This is a genomic window from Pseudomonas sp. PKS, from assembly GCF_051913525.1.
Lineage (GTDB): Bacteria > Pseudomonadota > Gammaproteobacteria > Pseudomonadales > Pseudomonadaceae > Aquipseudomonas > Aquipseudomonas guariconensis_D.
Window position 1 is genome coordinate 15,844 of the sequence record NZ_JBEGDO010000007.1, and the last position, 19,276, is coordinate 35,119.

Here is a 19,276-nt window from a genome sequence, read left to right on the forward strand (position 1 = left end):
CCATGCGGCGGGTTCTGGTAATGCTGCTGGCGCTCGGCCTGCCGGCGCTTGTGAGCGCTTCGCCAGCCTGTTCATGGCCGGCGTGGGAGCGCTTCAAGGGTGAGCTGGTCAGTGCGGATGGACGCGTCCTGGACCCCAGTGACAAGCGCCTGATCACCACCTCGGAGGGGCAGAGCTACGGCCTGTTCTTCGCCCTGGTCGGCAACGATCGGGCAACGTTCGCCAAGCTGCTGCGCTGGACCACCAACAACCTGGCCGACGGTGACCTGTCGCGTCATCTGCCGGCCTGGTTGTGGGGGCGTGACGCCAAGGGCAAATGGCAGGTGCTCGACCCCAACAATGCCAGCGATGCCGACCTCTGGATCGCCTACAGTCTGCTCGAGGCCGGGCGCCTGTGGAACGAACCTGGCTATACGCAGCTCGGTCACCATCTGCTTTGGCGCATCGCCGCCCAAACCCTACGACCGATGCCTGGCTTGGGGGTGATGCTGCTGCCGGCGGACTACGGCTTCGACAATGCCCAGGGGTGGCGCCTGAACCCAAGTTACCTGCCCTTGCAACTGCTCGACCGTTTCGCTCTTATCGACCCGCTGTGGGCCGAGCTGGCGGGCAACACCCGCCGCCTGCTGCTCGAGGCATCGCCGAAAGGTTTCGCCCCCGATTGGCTGCTCTGGACGCCCGCCGGCAAGATCGAACCCGACCCGCAGCATGGCAGCGCAGGCGACTACGATGCCATTCGCGTCTACCTGTGGGTTGGCATGCTGGCCAAGGACTCGCCACGACGCAGTGAACTGCTTGGGCGTTTTGCACCGATGGCCGCGCTGACGGTGAAGAACGGCCAGCCACCGGAAACCGTGGATGCCCAGAGCGGCGAGGCGAAAGGCGGCGGCCCCGGTGGTTTCTCCGCAGCGCTGCTGCCATTGCTGGCCGTGGTGCCAGGCGCAGGCGAAGGCCTGCAAGCCCAGCGCCAGCGTTTGCAGGAGCGTCCGATCGAGCCACGTGCCTATTACAGCCAGGTACTGGCACTGTTTGGTCAGGGCTGGGATGAGTCGCGATATCGCTTCGACAAGCAGGGTCGGCTATTGCCGGCCTGGAGTGTGTCATGTACCGAATGATTGGCATCGTGCTGCTCGCTGGGCTCGCCAGCCAGGCCGCCGCGCAACAACCGACCGACCGCAACGAGCAACGCCAATGGTTGCTCGAGCAGGTCCGCATAGGCGAGGCCCTGCATCGCGATGACCTGGTGCGCGATGCCCTGGGCCGCTTGCGCCTGCTCGAACCCCGTGATGCCGAGGTCTTGCTGGCGTCGTTGCGCCTGGCCTTGCGCGAGCGTGACGAGGCGCAGGCCAACCAACTGCTGGCGCGTATCAGCCAGCTGGCGCCGGGCAGCGCCCAGGAGCGCAATGCCAAGCGTTTGATCGAGCTGCAAAAGCCAGACGTCAATCGACGCCTGCAACAAGCCCGCCTGTTCGCCATGACCGGCCGTAGCGCCGAGGCGGTGGAACTGTACGATCAGCTGTTTGCTGGCGATCCGCCCAGCATGGACCTGGCCGTGGATTACTGGCGTGTGCGCAGCAGCCTGCCCGGCCAACGGCTGGAGGCGATCGACCGGTTGCAGGCACTCGACCGCCAGTACCCGGGTAACGCGGGTCTGCGCCAGACCCTGGCGGGGTTGTTGTTCGCCGAGAACCGCAACGCCGAAGCGCTGGCCGTGCTCGAGCAACTGTCGCGCGACCCGGCCGCCCGCGATGCCGCGGCTCAGCGGGAATTCGACTATCTCTCAGGACAGCCGGTCAGCCGTGATAGCGTGGCTGCCTGGCAGGCGTTCGTGCAACGCTACCCGGCATCGCCATTGCTGCATCAGGCTGGCGAGGTCCTGGCGCAGCAACAGCGCCTGGTCGCCGATCCTGCCTGGCAGGCAGGCCAGCTTGGCCAGCGTCTGCTGGCCCAAGGACGCAACGCGCAGGCCGAGGCACAATTGCGTCGGGCGCTGCGTCAGTACCCGGAAGACTCCGAACTGCACGGCGCCTTGGGCTCAGCCCTGATGGGCCAGCGCCGCTACGAAGAGGCCAACGCCTCCTTCCGGCTGGCCGCGGCGAAGGAGCAGAACACCCGCCGGATCAGCAAATGGCGGGATCTGGAAGCGTCCAGCCAATATTGGGGGATGCTGCAGAAGGCCGATCGCGCCTTGGAGAAGCAGAATCTTCCGGTTGCTCGCTCCCTCTATCAGCAGGCGCGCAAGCAACGGCCCGACGATGAATTCGCCGTGCTTGGACTGGCCGATGTGGCTGCGGCCGAGGGCGACCCGGCCACGGCTGAGCGCCTGTACCAGCAAGCGCGGCGTATGGCACCCACCAACGAGAGCGCCGTGCGCGGCCTGTTGCGTATCTATCAGGCGCAGTCGCCCGACAAGGCTCGTGCTTTCCTCAACGGCCTGCCAGCGAAGCAGCAGGCATCGTTCGCCGATCTGCGCCGCAGCCTGGAGCTGGAGCAACTGCGTGGCCAGGCCGATGCCGCCACACAGCGCCAAGACTGGGCTGGTGCGAGCCAGGCGTTGAGCAAAGCCGTGGAGCTTGCGCCTGATGAGCCATGGCTGGTCTACCAGTTAGCCGGCAGTCTGCGTCAGCAGGGCCGCCAGGGCGAGGCCGATGCCGCCTTCTCCAAGCTGCTGCAGCGTCACCCCGCTGACCCTGCGGCGCGCTATGCCCATGGTTTGTACCTTGAGTCGACCGACCGTGACGGCTTGGCTTCGGACAGTCTGGCCAATGTGCCGAAGGTCGCCTGGACCGACGATATGCGTGCGCTGGACAAGCGTGTGCGCCGACGCATGACCCTGGCCCAAGCCCAGCAGTTGCGTGACCAAGGGCGTGAAGCCGAGGCCACAGCCTTGCTGGAAGCTGGGCTGGCCGGCGGTGACAACGATACCGATGACCTTCTGACGCTGGCCGACTGGGCCGTGGCCCGTGGCGACCAGAAGGCTGCCCAGGGCTACTACGAGCGCGTGCTGGCGCATCAGCCCGGGCAGCCCGAGGCGCGCCTTGGCCTGATCGAAAGCTGGATCGAAGCCGGCGATCTGCCCCGTGCACGCCAGGCCCTGGAGCAAGATCCGCCGCAGTTCCCTGCCAGCGAGATCAATGCCCAGCGGCGCGTCGCCAATGCTTGGCTGGCGGTCGGTGAGCGAGTCAAAGCCTCGGCCATGTTCGATCGCCTGGTCGCCCAGCAGACCCAGCCTGACCCGCTGCTGCGCCGAGACGCCGCGCGCCTGACTGCTGCCCACGATCCTCAGCGAGCGCTGGACCTGTATGCCGCGGCCATGGCCGATGCCGACCTGCTCGAGCGACGCGCGGTGCAACCGCGTGATGATCGGGCGCTGACCTATGCGAGCCGTGCCAAGGACGGTGACGATTGGCTGGCGCGCAGCCTGCGCAGCGACGTCGATGAGCTGTACCGTCAGCAGAATCCCAGCATCACGTTGATGCATGACTATGGCTGGCGCAATGACGACGGGACTCCTGGTATCTCCGAGCTCAAGAGGCAGACGACCCTGCTGCATGCCGACATGCCCCTGCGGGACGGCAAGGCGTTCGTCCGGCTGGAGCGTCTCGGGCTGGACGCGGGCAGCTTCGACGTGGATGAAAAAGACGAGCACACCGAAGCATTCGGGACCTGTCAGCTACCGCAAGTAGCGGGGGCTCCGCCACCGTGCAAAGGTGAGTCCCAGACGGCCAATGGCCGGGTCATTGCTCTGGGATGGGAGGGTGAGCGCTGGGCTGCTGACCTGGGCACCACTGACGGTTTCGAGGTCAACAACTGGCTGGGTGGCGCGACCGTCAACGGTGACCTGGGTGAGCTTGGCTGGTCGCTGACCGCTTCGCGGCGCCCAATGAGCAATTCTTTGCTTTCGTTCGGAGGCGTTAAGGATTCCCGTACAGGAATACGCTGGGGGGGTGTCACTGCCAACGGCGCAACGCTGGGCCTGAGCTGGGACCAAGGCGGCAACGATGGTGTATGGGCCAGCCTTGGGCATCATTGGCTGTACGGTGAGAACGTGGCTGACAACCAACGCACCCGGGCCATGGCAGGTTACTACTACCGTCTTGTGGAAAAGGCCGACGAGCGCATGCGCATCGGCCTGACCGTAATGCACTGGCGCCATGACAAGGACTTGGGTGATTACTACTTGGGCCAGGGCGGCTATTACAGCCCGGAGCGCTACAGCTCCATCGGCGTGCCGTTCAGTTATGCCTGGCGCAACTACGACTGGTCGGTGTTGCTGGAAACGTCTGTCAGTTGGTCTCAGTCCGAGAGCGGGCGCCAAGCACTCTATCCCGACAAATCGCTGAACAGGAAGGTGTTGGAGCGCTACGGCTTTCCAAACATGGATTCCCCTAAATCCGATGGCAGTTCCAGCAACGGCGTGGGTTATCACCTCAGAGGCCTGTTTGAGCGCCGCCTGAGCGACCACTGGGCCCTGGGCGGGGGCTTCGACTGGCAGCACAGCGATGACTACGCGCCGAGCAGTGCCATGCTCTACGTGCGGTATCTGTTCGAACCCTGGCGCGGCAACCTGCTGTTGCCGGTGGAACCGCTGGAACCCTACAGCGAGTGGCGTTGAGGCCTGGCAGCTGCTTCTGCAGGATCACGTGATCCTGCAGGAAGCGGCCGGGCTGCTTCCAAGATGAACAACAATTCATCCAGGCGATCCGTCGCCCCCGGTTGACGACAGGGGGAGGGCAAGGCGTAGTATTGATAGTTAGCAAACTATGAATATCCTTGGTTCCTCTCATGACGCTTGATGCACTGCACATGAAGATCAGCAGCGGCATGGTCGTGGCCGCCCGCCACTGGCGACGTATCTGCCAGGCGGCCCTGACGGGTTATGGCATCTCCGAAGCCTGCGCTGTGCCGTTGCTGATGATCGTGCGCCTGGGCGATGGGGTGCACCAAGTCGCGGTGGCTCAGGCCGCAGGCCTGGAAAGCCCGTCGTTGGTGCGCCTGCTCGACCAGCTGTGCAAGGCCGGGCTGGTATGTCGCAGCGAAGATCCGCTGGACCGCCGTGCCAAGGCCCTGAGCCTGACCACGGAGGGCCGCCGTCTGGCCGAGTCGATCGAAGAGGAGCTGGTGCGCCTGCGCCGACAGGTGCTGCGCGGGATCGACCACGCCGACCTTGAGGCCACGTTGCGGGTGATCCAGGCCTTCGAAGACGCCAGCCAAGTCGCACCGGGCGGGCCCGCATGAACGGCTTCTTCAGTTCGGTCCCTCCGGCCCGCGATTGGTTCTATGGCGTGCGCACCTTCGCCGCTTCGATGATCGCCCTGTACATTGCGCTGCTCATGCAATTGCCACGTCCCTACTGGGCCATGGCCACGGTGTACATCGTCTCGAGCCCTTTCGTTGGGCCGACCAGTTCCAAGGCGCTGTATCGCGCCCTGGGCACGTTGCTGGGCGCCGGTGGTGCGGTCTTGCTGGTGCCGCCGCTGGTGCAGTCGCCTGCGCTGCTGGCTGTCGCCATTGCCTTGTGGACCGGCACGCTGCTGTTCCTGTCGTTGAACCTGCGCACGGCCAACAACTATGTGCTGATGCTGGCCGGCTATACCTTGCCGATGATCGCCCTGGCTGTGGTCGACAATCCGCTGGCGGTGTTCGATGTGGCTTCCTCCCGAGCCCAGGAAATCTGCCTGGGCATCGTCTGCGCGGCGGTGGTCGGCGCGATCTTCTGGCCGCGTCGCCTAGCGCCGGTGGTGCTCGGCTCGGCCAACAGCTGGTTCCACGAGGCGATTCGCTACAGCGACACCTACCTGGCCCGCGAAGTCGCCGCCGACAAGGTCGCCGGCATGCGCGCCTCGATGGTTGCCACCTTCAACAGCCTGGAGATGATGATCGGCCAGCTCGGTCATGAAGGCACCGGTCCCCATACCCTGAAAAATGCCCGGGAGCTGCGCGGACGGATGATCCACCTGCTGCCGGTGATCGATGCCCTGGACGATGCGCTGATCGCACTGCAAAGCCGCGCCCCGGCCCAGTTCGCCCAGCTCCAACCAATGCTGGCCGAAACCCGCACCTGGCTAGAAGGCACCGCCCAAGACGCCTCGCTGGCGCGCTGGACTGCCCTGCACGAGCAGCTTGAGCGCCTGCAACCCAGCGCAGCCGCACTGGACCAACGCCAGCAATTGCTGCTCTCCAACGCCCTCTACCGACTGAGCGAATGGATCGACCTCTGGCAGGACTGCTGCGCGCTGCAGCACGCCTTGCGCAAGGATGACGCCACGCCTTGGCGTGCGGTGTACCGCCACTGGCGCCTGGGCCGGCTGACGCCGTTCTTTGACCGCGGGCTGATGCTCTACTCGGTGTTTTCCACTGTCACCGCGATCATCGTCGCCAGTGGCCTGTGGATACTGCTCGGCTGGAACGATGGCGGCAGCGCGGTGATCCTCGCTGCTGTGGCGTGCAGTTTCTTCGCCGCCATGGATGACCCGGCACCACAGATCTATCGGTTCTTCTTCTGGACGCTGATGTCGGTGATCTTCTCCAGCGTCTACCTGTTCCTGGTGCTGCCCAACTTGCACGACTTCCCGATGCTGGTGCTGGCCTTCGCCGTGCCGTTCATCTGCGTCGGCACCCTGACCGTGCAGCCGCGTTTCTACCTCGGCACCTTGCTGACCATCGTCAACACCGCCACCTTCATCAGCATCCAGGGCGCCTACGACGCCGACTTCCTGACCTTCATCAACGCCAACATGGCGGGCCCCGTGGGGCTGCTGTTCGCCTTCATCTGGACCCTGCTGCTGCGCCCCTTCGGCGTAGAACTGGCGGCCAAGCGCCTGACCCGCTTCAGTTGGCAGGACATCGTCGAGATGACCCAGCCCGCGACCCTGGCCGAGCATCGCCATGTTGGCGTGCAGATGCTCGATCGCCTGATGCAGCACCTGCCGCGCCTAGCCCAGACCGGCCAGGACAGTGGCGTGGCGCTGCGCGATCTGCGAGTGGGCCTCAATCTGCTGGACTTGCTGGCCTACATGCCGCGGGTCGGCCAGGGGCCTCGCAAGTGCCTTCAGACCGTGGTGGAGGAGGTGGGCGCCCATTATGCCCAGTGCCTGCGTGCCAAGGAGCGCCTGCACGCCCCGGCGGCGTTGCTGCGTAACATGGAGCGCGCCCGACAGGCGCTGGCCCTGGATGCGCACGACAACGACCGAGGCGATGCCCGCGTGCACCTGTTGCACGCCCTGAGCGGCCTGCGCCTGGCGCTGTTGCCGGGCGTCGAGGTGATGCTCGAACCTGCCGACCAACCGCAATTGCCCCCGGGCATCGATGGAGCCCCACTGTGATCGGTGATCTGGATATCAGCGGGGTGTTCCTGCCCACGCTGCTGGTGATGATGGTCTTCACCTACCTGTTGTTCCTGGGCGTGCACGCCATGCTGGTGCGCCTTGGCTTCTACCGCCTGGTCTGGCACCGGGCGTTGTTCAACGTTGCCCTTTACGCCGTGCTGCTTGGCGCGGTGGATCACTTTTGTCGAAACCTGATGCTGCCATGAAAAAACCGTTGTTGACCTTGGGCCGAGTGGTCCTGACATTGCTGGTGGTGACCTTCGCGGCCGTGCTGGTCTGGCAGATGGTCGTGTACTACATGTTCGCGCCCTGGACGCGTGACGGGCACATTCGTGCCGACGTGATCCAGATCGCCCCGGACGTTTCGGGGTTGATCCAGAAGGTCGAAGTGCGCGACAACCAGATGATCAAGCGCGGCGATGTGCTGTTCACCATCGACCAGGACCGCTTCACCCTGGCCCTGCGCCAGGCCAAGGCGACCCTGGCCGAGCGTCAGGAAACCCTGGCCCAGGCCTCCCGTGAGGCGCAGCGCAACCGCAAACTGGGCAACCTGGTGGCGGCCGAACAGTTGGAAGAGAGCCAGTCGCGCGAGGCGCGCGCCCGTTCGGCGGTCAGCGAGGCCCAGGTGGCGGTGGACACGGCCCAGCTCAACCTCGACCGTTCGGTGGTGCGCAGCCCGGTGGACGGCTACCTCAACGACCGTGCGCCGCGTGCCCATGAATTCGTCACCGCCGGGCGGCCCGTGCTGTCGGTGGTCGACAGCGCCTCGTACCACGTCGATGGCTATTTCGAAGAAACCAAGCTCGGCGGTATCCACATCGGGGACGCCGTGGACATCCGCGTGATGGGCGACAACACCCGGCTGCGTGGCCATGTGCAGAGTCTGGCGGCGGGCATCGAAGATCGGGACCGTAGCAGCGGCGCCAACCTGCTGCCCAACGTCAACCCGGCCTTTAGCTGGGTGCGCCTGGCCCAGCGGATCCCGGTGCGTATCGCCTTCGATGACGTGCCAGACGACTTCCGCATGATCGCCGGGCGTACCGCCACGGTGTCGATCATCGAGGGTCAGCGGCCATGAAACAGCTGATCCTGGCGGGGCTGTGCCTGTCCCTGGGCGCCTGCATGATGGTCGGTCCGGACTACGAAGTGCCCGAGGACGCCGCCGTGCAGCGCGGCGACCTCAACGGCCCGCTGCGCCAGGACGCCGACAGCGTGGTCTCGGCGCCGGTGCCAGACGACTGGTGGCAGCTGTACCAGGATCAGCGCTTGAACGAGCTGGTACGCCAGGCCCTGGCGGCCAACACCGAGCTACGCGTCGCGGCGGCCAACATCGCCAAGGCTCGTGCCCAGGTGGAAGTGGCCGAGTCCCAGGGGGGCTTCAACGGTGGGGTCAAGCTCGGCGCCCAGCGGCTGCAGGAGTCCGGCGAAGCTTTCCTGCTGCCGGAAAAGGTGCCGGTGGCCAATATCGGCGAGGCGATCATCAGCGCCAGCTACCAGTTCGATCTGTGGGGCACCTTCAAGCGTGGCACCGAGGCCGCCAAGGCCAATGCCGACGCGGTGCAGGCCGCGGCCGATACTGCGCGCATCACCCTGGTGGCCGACGTGGTCAAGGCTTACACCCAGGTGTGCTCGGCCAACGAGGAGTACCACATCGCCCGTGAGTCCCTCGACCTGCAGGAACAGAGCGTGCAACTGAACCAGCGCCTGCGCGACGCGGGTCGCGGGGATGAAACCCAGGTCACCCGTTCGCAGACCCAGTTCAAATCCTTGCGCGCCGAGCTGCCGCGCTTCAAGGCCGAGCGTGAGGCTGGCCTTTACACCCTGGCGGCCCTGCTGGCCAAGCCGGTCGAGCAACTGCCGGCCGGCACCGCTGACTGCGCGGAACTGCCACACATCGCCCAGCTGATTCCGGTGGGGGATGGCGCTGCGCTGCTCAAGCGCCGCCCCGATGTGCGCCAGGCCGAACGCCAGCTCGCCGCTGCCACCGCCACCATCGGCGTGGCCACCGGTGCGTTGTATCCGGACATCAGCATCGGCGCCCAGATTGGCACCATCGGTATCCTCGAAAACCTCGGCGACCCGTCGACCAACCGCTGGGGCTTCGGCCCGCAGGTCAGCTGGACGATCCCCACCAACGGCACCCGGGCGCGCATCCGCATGGCCGAGGCGTCGACCCAGGCGGCGTTGGCGCACTTCGATGGCGTGGTGCTCAATGCCATCCGCGAGACCCAGACCCGCCTGGCCCAATACAGCGCCCTGCTGGATCGCCGCGATGCCCTGGCCGACGCCGAGCGCTCGGCGAAGGAGTCGGCGGACCAGACGCATCTGCGCTATCAGGTGGGACGCGAGTCGTTCCTGGCGGACCTGCAGGCAACCCGCACCTATACCGATGTGCGCGCACAGCTGGCGGCCGCCAATACCCAGGTGGCCTTGGGGCAGATCGGTGTGTTCCTGGCGTTGGGGGGGGGATGGCAGGGCGCGGCGGCCAAGCCTTGAGGGCCCATTCGCGAGCTTCATGATTGAGGGCAGCGCCCTCGGGGCGGCGGAAGAATCGTCAGTTTGTCACAAGATTTTTCATGAAATCCGCCCACGAGCCTTGAGCGAAAGGGATTGGAAGTGAACAATGTTCTCTTTCGTATTTACCGCGAGAATGGCCATGATGTCCCCCTCCCGTCTGCTCGCCTGGCTGCCCGCCTTGTTGCTCGGCCCGATACTGGCCCTGTGCAGTACCCCGGCACTCGCCGAATCCCCCGCCGAAGCTGCCAAGGCGTTGCACCTGCTCGATTACATCGGTGCCGACTACCCACCGACCGTGCACGACGGCAAGGTGGTGGATGCGGGTGAATACCGCGAGCAGCAGGAATTCAGCGCCGTCCTGGCCGAAGTGCTCAAGGCCCTGCCGGACAATCCTGAGCGCAACGGGCTCGAGCAAGGGGTGCAGGCGCTGCGCCAAGCCATCGATCAACGCCAGGAGGGGGCGGTCGTGGCCAAGCAGGCCCGCCAGCTGGGCGCACGGCTGGCGGTGGCTTATGAGGTCAGCCAGGCGCCGATCATCACCCCCGATCCGGCCCGTGGCGCCTCGCTGTACGCACAAAACTGTGCCATCTGCCATGGTGATACCGGTGCCGGTGATGGCCCGGCGGGCCTGGGGTTGGAGCCGCCGCCGGCGAACCTGCGCAGTGTCGCGCGCCTCGACCAGCTAAGCTTGTTCGATCTCTACAACACCCTGGCGCTGGGCATCGAAGGCACCGAGATGCCGTCGTTCGCCGACCAGCTCGACGAACGTCAGCGCTGGGATGTGGCCGCCTACATAGCGAGCCTCACGGCCGACCCGCAGGCTGCCAAGGGCGACAAGACCTGGAACCTGGCCGACCTGGCGCGCCAGACCCCGGCCGAAGTCGCTGCCAGCGAAGGCGCCGAAGCCGTGCCCGCCTTCCGCGCCCAGCGTGCCCAGCCGCCGCAGGTCAAGCGTGGCCCTGCGCAGTTGCTCGAGTACACCGCCAGCACCCTGGACAAGAGCCTGGCCGCCTACCGCGAAGGCGATCATGACCAGGCTTATGACCTCTCGGTAGCGGCCTACCTTGAAGGCTTCGAACTGGTCGAAAGCTCCCTGGACAACATCGACACCGTGGCACGCAAAGACACCGAGAAAGCCCTGATGGCTTACCGTCAGTCATTGCAGGACGGGCTGCCGGTCGCCCAGGCCGAGCAGCGCCTGGCCGAGGCCAAGGCCAAGCTCGACGGCGCCGCCAAGCTGCTGGGCGGCGATGGACTGAGCTGGTCGCTGAGTTTCGTTTCCGGCCTGCTGATCCTGCTGCGTGAAGGGCTCGAGGCCATCCTGGTGCTGGCGGCGATCCTGGCCTTCTTGCGCAATACCGGCCAGCAATCGGCAGTGCGCAGCGTCAACCTCGGCTGGGGCCTGGCGCTGGTCACAGGCTTTGCCACCTGGGCCCTGGCGGCCTACGTGATCGACGTCGGTGGTGCCCAGCGCGAGCTGCTCGAAGGCTGTACGGCGCTGTTCGCCGCGGTGATGGTGCTGTGGCTGGGAGTGTGGATGCACGACCGTCGCCACGCTGCGGCCTGGCAGGACTACATCAAGAGCAGCCTGGTCAGCGGCGGTGGGCGTTTCGGCTTTGCGGTGCTGGCGTTCTTCTCGGTGTACCGCGAGTTGTTCGAGGTGATCCTGTTCTATGAAACCCTCTGGCTGCAGGCAGGCCCAGCGGGCCACAACGCCGTGCTGGCCGGGGGGGCTACCGCGCTGGTGCTGCTGGTGGGCCTGGCCTGGGTGATCCTTCGCGGCTCGGCCAAGTTGCCCTTGTCGCTGTTCTTCACGATCAATGCGGCCTTGTTGTGCGTCTTGTCGGTGGTGTTCGCCGGGCATGGCATCAAGGCGCTGCAGGAAGCTGGCGTGTTGGGCACGCGGCCCGTGGCGTTCTTCGAGTTCGACTGGCTGGGTATTCATGCCGATGCCTACTCGCTGGGCGCGCAGGCGCTGGCGTTGCTGGCGATCATGTTCCTCTATGGGCGTTCGCGCCTGGCCGAGAAGCGCCGGACCGCGGCGAGCTGAAAGCCGCTCCCCCAAGCATACTGTGAACCTGTGGGAGCGGCCTTGGGCTGCGATTGGAGGGTCAAGCCCTCCCCAACGATTTCGAGGAAATACCTGCAATGCGTGTATGGATCGATGCCGACGCTTGTCCCAAGGCGGCCAAGGACCTGATCGTCAAGTTCGCCCTCAAGCGCAAGTTCGAGGTGGTGCTGGTGGCCGGCCAGGCCCAGATCAAACCGGCGTTTGCCTGTGTGCGGCTGATCGTGGTGCCCAGCGGCATGGACGCGGCCGATGACTATCTGGTGGAAAACGCCGTGCCGGGCGAGCTGGTGATCTGCAGCGACGTGCCATTGGCCGATCGCCTGATCAAGAAGGGCGTATCCGCCCTCGACCCGCGTGGGCGTGAGTTCGATGAGCGCAACATGGGTGAGCGCCTGGCGGTGCGCAACCTGTTCACGGAGTTGCGCGAGCAAGGGCAGGTCGGAGGAGGGCAGGCGCCTTATGGCGAGCGGGAGAAGCAGGCGTTCGCCAATGCCCTGGACCGGATTCTCACCCGGCTGTCGAAGGTGTGACGAACAGCCCCCAAGGGGTGGATGGGTATCCAACTGCTTGGGGGCGGAGCTGGTCAATCGTTCTCGTGGGTCAGCTCCAGCACTCGATCCACCAGCTTGTAGATACCGCTGGCCGCCTCGCTGATGGACGTGGCCAGCATGTAGGCGGGCGTGGTCACCAACTTGCGTTGGGTGTCCTCGACGATGTCGTGTACATCGCACTCCTCGTGGGTGCCGCCCATCTTCACCACTGCCGCGCTGGTGTCGGCGTCGGTGCCGATGGTGCAGACCACGCCCGGGCCGTAGATCTTCGCCGCCAGCGCCGGGGAAATGCAGATCAGCCCCACCGGCTTGCCCGCCTCGGCGAACGCTTCGGCCAGTGCCAGCACCTGCGGATTAACGGTGCAGTTGGCGCCCTCGACGGCAAAGTTGGACAGGTTCTTCGCTGCACCGAAGCCACCCGGAACGATCAGCGCGTCGAAGTCCTCGGCCTTGGCCTCGCGGATGTCCTTGATCTGGCCACGGGCGATGCGCGCCGACTCCACCAGCACGTTACGCGACTCAGGCATGGGCTGGCCGGTGAGGTGATCGATCACATGCATCTGGGCGATGTTGGGCGCGAAGCACTGCACCTGGGCGCCGCGCTGGTCGAGGCGCAACAGCGTGATCACGCTTTCGTGGATCTCGGCGCCATCGTAGACGCCACAGCCGGAAAGTATCACCGCAACTTTTTTCGTCATGCTCATTACTCCTGTGTCGAGGCGCTAAATGTCCTCTAGTTTGGCAGATGTCGCCATAGGGTTTCCCAGGCGTGAGGCCTAATCTTTGGGGATAACCCCGGAGATGCTTGTCATGGACCTGATTCTGCTGGCCGTGCCGTTCTTTTTCGTGCTGATTGCCGTGGAGCTGATCGCCGACCGCGTGCGGGGTCAGCGCAACTATCGGCTGGCCGATGCGATCAACAGCCTGAGCACGGGCGTGCTGTCGACCAGCACCGGCCTGTTGACCAAAGGCGTGGGGCTGGTGAGCTACGCCCTGGCCTGGGAATACCTGGCCCTCTCGCGCCTGCCGGGGGACGCCTGGTGGACCTGGCTGTTGGCCTTCGTGCTGTACGACCTGTGCTACTACTGGCTGCACCGCCTGGGGCATGAGCGCAATATTCTCTGGGCCGCCCATTCGGTGCATCACCAAAGCGAGGAATACAACCTCACCACCGCCCTGCGCCAGACCAGCAGCGGCTTCATCTTCTCCTGGATCTTCTACCTGCCCCTGGCGCTGATCGGCGTACCACCGCTGGTGTTCGTTACCGTGGCCTCGCTGAATCTGCTCTACCAGTTCTGGGTACATACCCGACACATCCCCAAGCTGGGCTGGCTCGAATGGGTGCTGATCACGCCGTCCAATCATCGCGTCCACCATGCGCAAAACCCTCTGTACTTGGATCGCAACTACGCAGGCGTGTTCATTCTCTGGGATCGGCTGTTCGGTACCTTTCAGGAAGAGGACCCGCGTGAGCCTGTGGTGTTCGGCGTGACCACACCCCTGGCTAGCTGGAATCCGCTGTGGGCCAACCTGCAGTTCTATGCACAGCTCTGGGAGGATGCCCGGCGTACCCACTCGCTGCGGGACAAGCTGCGTATTTGGTTCATGCCCACCGGTTGGCGCCCGGCAGACGTCGCGGCACGTTATCCACAGGCCAAGCCGGACCTGGCGCGGTTTCGCAAGTTCGAGATTCCATTGGGGCGAGGGTCACAGGTTTACGTCGTGGCGCAGTTTGCGGTCTACGTCGCTTTGGGCAGCTACCTCATGCAGGTGGCCGAACAGGCGCCCACCGCCGGCCTGGTGCTGGGCTGGACAGTCATGGCGTTTGGTTTGTTCGTGCTCGGCGCTGCGCTCGAGAATCGGCCCTGGGCCAGGCGCCTGGAGCTGGCGCGGCTGGCATCGAATGCACCGGCGCTGTACCTGGCCGGTGCCATGGGCTTAGGACCGGTCACGCCCTTGGGGTGGCTCCTGCTCCTGGGATACAGCGTTGTCAGCCTCTGGGGCTTGGCCCGCTGCGGCCGCCTTGCGCTCGGCGCGCAGGGTGCGGAACCGGCGGCGCAGCCAGAGCAGGCCACCGAGCGCCAGCAGGCCGCCGAGCACCCATAGTTCGTACTTCTTCACGTTGCCCAGCATGCCTTCGAGGATCGCGCCGAAGTGGTACGCCGCAGCGCCCAGGGCCAGGGCCCAGACCGCTGCGCCGATGCCGTTGAGCAACAGGTAGCGCCGGGGTGGATAGCCGGACAGGCCGATGGCCACGGGCATGACCGTGCGCAGGCCGTAGACGAAGCGAAAACTCAGGACCCAGATGTCCGGGTGACGGCGGATGTGGTCCAGTGCCCGGTCGCCCATGGCCTGCCAGCGCGGTTTGCGCGCGAGGATGGCCCGGCCGTGACGGCGGCCCATGAAGTACCACAGTTGGTCGCCGGCATAGCTGCCGAAGAACGCTGTGAGCACCACCAGATTGATGTCCATGTATCCGCGGAACGCAAGGAAGCCCGCAAGAACCAGGATGGTCTCGCCTTCAAAAAACGTGCCGAGAAAAAGGGCAAAGTAGCCGAAATCCTGCAGGAATTGTTGAAGCATTTTCTGGGGTGCTAGCGAAATGAACGCGCAGCCTACCCCTTCGCGCGCATTCGGGAAAGTGTCCAAATGTGTCTCGACGTGAACAATTCCTACGGGAAAGGTCGCTTTGGCCTCTGGTCAAAGGGTTGCCCAATACTGTCATCCCAGCGTCATAATGGCGGCTTATAACTGTCGCGCCAGCCCGCGTGCGCGGGCCCAGGAGTCTGCCGTGAGCGTTGCCCCGCCCATCCTCCTTCCCGTGCCGCCAGGCTGCGCAGTGACCGTCGGGATGCGTTTTCCACCGGGATCCTCTCCCTCGATGTACCGCTGGAAGCTGCACAAGACCGGTGCCGCTTCAAACGGGCAGGCGCCGATGGCATCCTGACCTCTTTGCGCTGCCCGCGCCGCTCAATTGTCGAAAGGGCAGTCACGCCCTCCAGGAACGTCAGATGAACAATGAAGTGCTAACACCTGTCGCGATCAAGGATGCCCAGGCGGTTCCCGAAGAAATGGTGCAGACCCCGCCGGACCTTCCGCCGGTAGCCGAGCCTGTGGCCGAAGCCGTCGCGCCTGCGCCCGCGCCGGCCATCGCCATTCCGAGCCTGGACGACAGCAGCCTGTACATTCATCGCGAGCTTTCGCAGCTGCAGTTCAACATTCGGGTGCTGGAGCAAGCGCTGGACGAATCCTACCCGCTGCTCGAGCGTCTGAAATTCCTGTTGATCTTCTCCAGCAACCTGGACGAGTTCTTCGAGATCCGCGTGGCAGGCCTGAAGAAGCAGATCACCTTCGCCCGCGAGCAAGCCGGTGCCGACGGCCTGCAGCCGCACCAGGCGCTGGCGCGCATCAGCGAGCTGGTTCATGGCGAGGTCGAACGCCAGTACGCGATCCTCAACGACGTGCTGCTGCCAGAACTGGAAAAACACCAGATCCGCTTCATTCGCCGCCGCCACTGGACGACCAAGCTCAAGACCTGGGTACGCCGCTACTTCCGTGACGAAATCGCGCCGATCATCACCCCGATCGGCCTGGACCCGACCCACCCCTTCCCGCTGCTGGTCAACAAGAGCCTGAACTTCATCGTCGAGCTCGAGGGTGTCGATGCCTTCGGCCGCGATTCGGGCCTGGCCATCATCCCGGCACCGCGCCTGTTGCCGCGAGTGATCCGTGTGCCGGAAGACGTCGGTGGAGCCGGGGACAACTTCGTGTTCCTGTCCTCGATGATCCACGCCCACGCCGATGACCTGTTCCAGGGCATGAAGGTCAAGGGCTGCTACCAGTTCCGCCTGACCCGTAACGCTGACCTTGCGCTGGACTCCGAGGATGTCGAAGATCTGGCGCGGGCCCTGCGTGGCGAGCTGTTCTCGCGCCGCTACGGTGACGCCGTGCGCCTGGAGGTGGCCGACAATTGCCCTAAACACCTGTCGGACTACCTGCTCAAGCAGTTCAGCCTGAGCGAGAGCGAGCTCTACCAAGTCAATGGCCCGGTCAACCTGACCCGGCTGTTCAGCATCACCGGTTTGGACAGCCACCCTGAGCTGCAATACACCCCGTTCACCCCGGCGATTCCGAAGATCCTGCAGAACGCCGACAACATCTTCAGCGTGATCGGCAAGCAGGACGTGCTGCTGATGCACCCGTTCGAGTCCTTCACCCCGGTGGTCGATCTGCTGCGCCAGGCCGCCAAGGACCCACACGTGCTCGCCGTGCGCCAGACCCTGTACCGCAGCGGCGCCAACTCCGAGATCGTCGACGCCCTGGTGGATGCGGCGCGCAACGGCAAGGAGGTCACGGCGGTGATCGAGTTGCGTGCGCGCTTCGACGAAGAGTCCAACCTGCAAATGGCCAGCCGTCTGCAGGCTGCGGGCGCGGTGGTGATCTATGGCGTGGTCGGCTTCAAGACACACGCCAAGATGATGTTGATCCTGCGCCGCGAACAGGGCGAGATCGTGCGCTATGCCCACCTGGGCACGGGTAACTACCACGCCGGCAATGCGCGCCTCTACACCGACTACAGCCTGCTCACGTCCGACGATGCGCTGACCGAGGACGTCGGCAAGCTGTTCAGCCAGCTGATCGGCATGGGCAAGACCCTGCGCATGAAAAAGCTGCTGCACGCGCCGTTCACGCTGAAGAAGGGCATGCTCGACATGATTGCCCGGGAAACCCAGTTCGCCCTGGAAGGCAAGCCCGCGCACATCATCGCCAAGTTCAACTCGCTGACCGATGCCAAGGTCATCAAAGCCTTGTACAAGGCCAGCCAGTCGGGCGTACGCATCGATCTGGTGGTCCGCGGTATGTGCTGCCTGCGCCCAGGGATTCCGGGGGTTTCACACAATATCCAGGTGCGCTCGATCATCGGTCGCTTCCTGGAGCACACGCGGGTGTTCTACTTCCTCAATGGCGGCGAGGAGCAGATGTTCCTGTCCAGCGCCGACTGGATGGAGCGCAACCTCGACAAGCGCGTCGAGACCTGCTTCCCGGTGGAGGGTAAAAAGCTGGTGCTGCGGGTCAAGAAGGAGCTCGAGGGTTACCTCACCGACAACACCCACGCGTGGATCTTGCAGTCGGACGGCCGCTACGTGCGCAGCACGCCGACCGGCAACCAGAACCCGCGCAATGCCCAGGCCGCCCTGCTCGAGCGCCTGAGCAATCCGGTTCTCAACGTACGCTGAGGATGAAGTTGACCCGGGCCAGCCACTGCGCCTCGTTGGCGAAGTCGGCCTGGGTCAGCTGGTTTTCTTCCAGCCAGCCCTGCGGGAACACCACTTCCAGGTTGTCCTCGCCTGCCTTGAGCTCCACCTTCGGCATCTGCTGTGTACCGCGGATGTGGTGGAACAGGATGGCGAAGCGCAGCAGCACGCACAGACGGATCAACTGCACGCCTTCATCGCCGAACTCCGCGAACTTGTCTCTGGGGATATTACGGCGGTGGCCACGAACCAACAGGGCCAGCATCTGCTGGTCCTCACGGGAGAAGCCGGCCAGATCGGAGTGTTCGATCAGGTAGGCACCATGCTTGTGATAGTGGTAGTGGGCGATGTCCAACCCCACTTCGTGCACTTTCGCCGCCCAGCTCAGCAGGTCTCGCCAGTTGCCCTCTTCCAGGCCCCAGGCCTTGGCCACTTGGTCGAAAGCATGCAGCGCCTTGCGTTCGACGCGTGCCGCTTGGCCTTGGTCGACGTGGTAGCGCTCCATCAACGAATTAAGGGTGCGTTCGCGTACGTCCTCGTGGTGGTGACGGCCTAGCAGGTCGTACAGCACGCCTTCGCGCAGGGCGCCGTCACAATGGTCCATGCGTTGCAGTTCGAGGGCGTCGAAGATTGCCTCGAGAATCGCCAGGCCTGCCGGGAAGATCGCGCGACGATCCGGCTTGACGCCTTCGAAATCGATCTTGTCGACCTCGCCGAGCTTGAACAATTTGCGCTTGAGCGCCGCCAGGCCTTCGGCGTTGACCTCGCCACTGCCCATACCGCTGGCCTTGATCGCAGCGCCAATGGCACGGATGGTGCCAGACGAGCCGATGGCTTCGTCCCAGGTCAGGCGGTGCAGGGCGTTCTCGATGCTCATCAACTCCAGGCGTGCGGCGGTATAAGCCTGGGCGTAGCGTGCCGGGGTGATCTTGCCGTCGCGGAAATAGCGCTGGGTGAAGCTGACGCAGCCCATCTGCAGGCTCTCGCGCAGCAGCGGCTCGAAGCGCTGGCCGATGATGAACTCGGTGCTGCCGCCGCCGATATCGGCGACCAGGCGCTTGCCCGGGGTGTCGGCCAGCGTGTGGGAGACGCCCAGGTAGATCAGGCGCGCTTCCTCGCGCCCGGAGATGACTTCGACCGGATGGCCAAGGATGGCTTCGGCGCGCAGGATGAATTCGTTGCGGTTGCGTGCTTCGCGCAGGGCGTTGGTGCCGACGATGCGCACGGCGCCCTGGGGCATGCCGTTGATCAGTTGCGAGAAGCGCTTGAGGCATTCGAGGCCCCGCTGCATGGCTTCTTCGCTCAACTGACGCTCTTCGCTGATGCCGGCGGCCAGCTGCACTTTTTCCCCGAGCCGCTCGAGAATGCGGATTTCACTGTGGTGGGCCTTGGCCACGACCATGTGGAAACTGTTGGAGCCAAGGTCGATGGCGGCGATCAGAGACAGGTTCTTCGCGGTGGTATGCGGCATGATCTCGATGTTCTCGGTCGATAACCCGCCAATCCTGCCATGATCCATGGCTTGCGCCAACGCATGACAATAGTCGGGATTGA

Annotated in this window: 13 protein-coding genes and 1 pseudogene; 11 read left to right on the top strand and 3 right to left on the bottom strand. The window is 64.8% G+C overall.

What is annotated here, in order from left to right; translation table 11 throughout:
• Positions 1 to 2 precede the first annotated feature (2 nt).
• From bcsZ to ABOA88_RS09470, 9 genes are all read left to right on the top strand, one after another.
• On the top strand, positions 3 to 1,115 hold the full coding sequence (gene bcsZ / locus ABOA88_RS09430; RefSeq protein WP_367851484.1) for a cellulose synthase complex periplasmic endoglucanase BcsZ: 1,113 nt from the start codon (positions 3 to 5) through the stop codon (positions 1,113 to 1,115).
• Positions 1,103 to 4,615 (top strand): cellulose synthase complex outer membrane protein BcsC, encoded by a 3,513-nt coding sequence (bcsC, locus tag ABOA88_RS09435; RefSeq protein ID WP_367851485.1) that lies wholly within the window; start codon positions 1,103 to 1,105, stop codon positions 4,613 to 4,615. The genes bcsZ and bcsC overlap by 13 nt, the downstream gene beginning before the upstream one ends.
• A 170-nt stretch (positions 4,616 to 4,785) precedes the next feature.
• Positions 4,786 to 5,238 carry a MarR family winged helix-turn-helix transcriptional regulator gene (locus ABOA88_RS09440; protein ID WP_196170713.1) on the top strand — a complete coding sequence of 151 codons (453 nt, stop codon included), beginning with the start codon at positions 4,786 to 4,788 and terminating at the stop codon, positions 5,236 to 5,238.
• Positions 5,235 to 7,325, top strand: a complete 2,091-nt coding sequence (locus ABOA88_RS09445) for an FUSC family protein (RefSeq protein WP_367851486.1) — start codon at positions 5,235 to 5,237, stop codon at positions 7,323 to 7,325. Before ABOA88_RS09440 ends, ABOA88_RS09445 begins: the two co-directional genes overlap by 4 nt.
• A complete protein-coding gene (locus ABOA88_RS09450; RefSeq protein ID WP_196170711.1) occupies positions 7,322 to 7,534 on the top strand; it encodes a DUF1656 domain-containing protein in 213 nt (70 codons plus the stop codon). The genes ABOA88_RS09445 and ABOA88_RS09450 overlap by 4 nt, the downstream gene beginning before the upstream one ends.
• Positions 7,531 to 8,406: an efflux RND transporter periplasmic adaptor subunit gene (locus ABOA88_RS09455; protein WP_196170710.1), complete on the top strand. Its 876-nt coding sequence runs from the start codon at positions 7,531 to 7,533 to the stop codon at positions 8,404 to 8,406. The genes ABOA88_RS09450 and ABOA88_RS09455 overlap by 4 nt, the downstream gene beginning before the upstream one ends.
• Positions 8,403 to 9,824 carry an efflux transporter outer membrane subunit gene (locus ABOA88_RS09460; protein ID WP_367851487.1) on the top strand — a complete coding sequence of 474 codons (1,422 nt, stop codon included), beginning with the start codon at positions 8,403 to 8,405 and terminating at the stop codon, positions 9,822 to 9,824. The genes ABOA88_RS09455 and ABOA88_RS09460 overlap by 4 nt, the downstream gene beginning before the upstream one ends.
• Positions 9,825 to 9,951: 127 nt before the next feature.
• Positions 9,952 to 11,895: an FTR1 family protein gene (locus tag ABOA88_RS09465; protein ID WP_367851488.1), complete on the top strand. Its 1,944-nt coding sequence runs from the start codon at positions 9,952 to 9,954 to the stop codon at positions 11,893 to 11,895.
• Positions 11,896 to 11,993: 98 nt separating this feature from the next.
• On the top strand, positions 11,994 to 12,446 hold the full coding sequence (locus ABOA88_RS09470; protein ID WP_070571798.1) for a YaiI/YqxD family protein: 453 nt from the start codon (positions 11,994 to 11,996) through the stop codon (positions 12,444 to 12,446).
• Positions 12,447 to 12,499: 53 nt separating this feature from the next.
• Here the strand turns inward: ABOA88_RS09470 and elbB are convergent, their stop codons facing one another.
• Positions 12,500 to 13,165: an isoprenoid biosynthesis glyoxalase ElbB gene (gene elbB / locus ABOA88_RS09475; RefSeq protein ID WP_367851489.1), complete on the bottom strand. Its 666-nt coding sequence runs from the start codon at positions 13,163 to 13,165 to the stop codon at positions 12,500 to 12,502.
• A 112-nt stretch (positions 13,166 to 13,277) separates the two neighbouring features.
• On the opposite strand from elbB, the pseudogene ABOA88_RS09480 reads away from it, so the two are divergent.
• Positions 13,278 to 13,904, top strand: a pseudogene (locus ABOA88_RS09480) (sterol desaturase family protein); the annotation flags it as partial.
• A 501-nt stretch (positions 13,905 to 14,405) separates the two neighbouring features.
• Here the strand turns inward: ABOA88_RS09480 and ABOA88_RS09485 are convergent.
• Positions 14,406 to 15,050, bottom strand: a complete 645-nt coding sequence (locus ABOA88_RS09485; RefSeq protein ID WP_196170706.1) for a DedA family protein — start codon at positions 15,048 to 15,050, stop codon at positions 14,406 to 14,408.
• A gap of 488 nt (positions 15,051 to 15,538) precedes the next feature.
• Here ABOA88_RS09485 and ppk1 point away from each other — a divergent pair, with 488 nt between their 5' ends.
• Positions 15,539 to 17,704, top strand: a complete 2,166-nt coding sequence (ppk1, locus tag ABOA88_RS09490; protein ID WP_419183397.1) for a polyphosphate kinase 1 — start codon at positions 15,539 to 15,541, stop codon at positions 17,702 to 17,704.
• Here ppk1 and ppx read toward each other — a convergent pair.
• Positions 17,691 to 19,193, bottom strand: coding sequence for an exopolyphosphatase (gene ppx / locus ABOA88_RS09495; RefSeq protein WP_196170725.1), 1,503 nt, complete (start codon positions 19,191 to 19,193; stop codon positions 17,691 to 17,693). The two genes, ppk1 and ppx, sit on opposite strands and share 14 nt — an antisense overlap.
• Between the last annotated feature and the right edge of the window lie 83 nt (positions 19,194 to 19,276).

Excerpts from the sequence above, each read along its gene's own strand:
- ppk1 (WP_419183397.1), top strand. The coding sequence starts at position 15,539 with ATGGTGCAGACCCCGCCGGACCTTCCGCCGGTAGCCGAGCCTGTGGCC.
- elbB (WP_367851489.1), bottom strand. The coding sequence starts at position 13,165 with ATGACGAAAAAAGTTGCGGTGATACTTTCCGGCTGTGGCGTCTACGAT.
- ABOA88_RS09440 (WP_196170713.1), top strand. The coding sequence starts at position 4,786 with ATGACGCTTGATGCACTGCACATGAAGATCAGCAGCGGCATGGTCGTG.
- bcsC (WP_367851485.1), top strand. The coding sequence starts at position 1,103 with ATGTACCGAATGATTGGCATCGTGCTGCTCGCTGGGCTCGCCAGCCAG.
- ppx (WP_196170725.1), bottom strand. The coding sequence starts at position 19,193 with ATGCCGCATACCACCGCGAAGAACCTGTCTCTGATCGCCGCCATCGAC.
- ABOA88_RS09465 (WP_367851488.1), top strand. The coding sequence starts at position 9,952 with ATGTTCTCTTTCGTATTTACCGCGAGAATGGCCATGATGTCCCCCTCC.
- ABOA88_RS09460 (WP_367851487.1), top strand. The coding sequence starts at position 8,403 with ATGAAACAGCTGATCCTGGCGGGGCTGTGCCTGTCCCTGGGCGCCTGC.
- ABOA88_RS09445 (WP_367851486.1), top strand. The coding sequence starts at position 5,235 with ATGAACGGCTTCTTCAGTTCGGTCCCTCCGGCCCGCGATTGGTTCTAT.
- ABOA88_RS09470 (WP_070571798.1), top strand. The coding sequence starts at position 11,994 with ATGCGTGTATGGATCGATGCCGACGCTTGTCCCAAGGCGGCCAAGGAC.
- ABOA88_RS09455 (WP_196170710.1), top strand. The coding sequence starts at position 7,531 with ATGAAAAAACCGTTGTTGACCTTGGGCCGAGTGGTCCTGACATTGCTG.
- bcsZ (WP_367851484.1), top strand. The coding sequence starts at position 3 with ATGCGGCGGGTTCTGGTAATGCTGCTGGCGCTCGGCCTGCCGGCGCTT.
- ABOA88_RS09485 (WP_196170706.1), bottom strand. The coding sequence starts at position 15,050 with ATGCTTCAACAATTCCTGCAGGATTTCGGCTACTTTGCCCTTTTTCTC.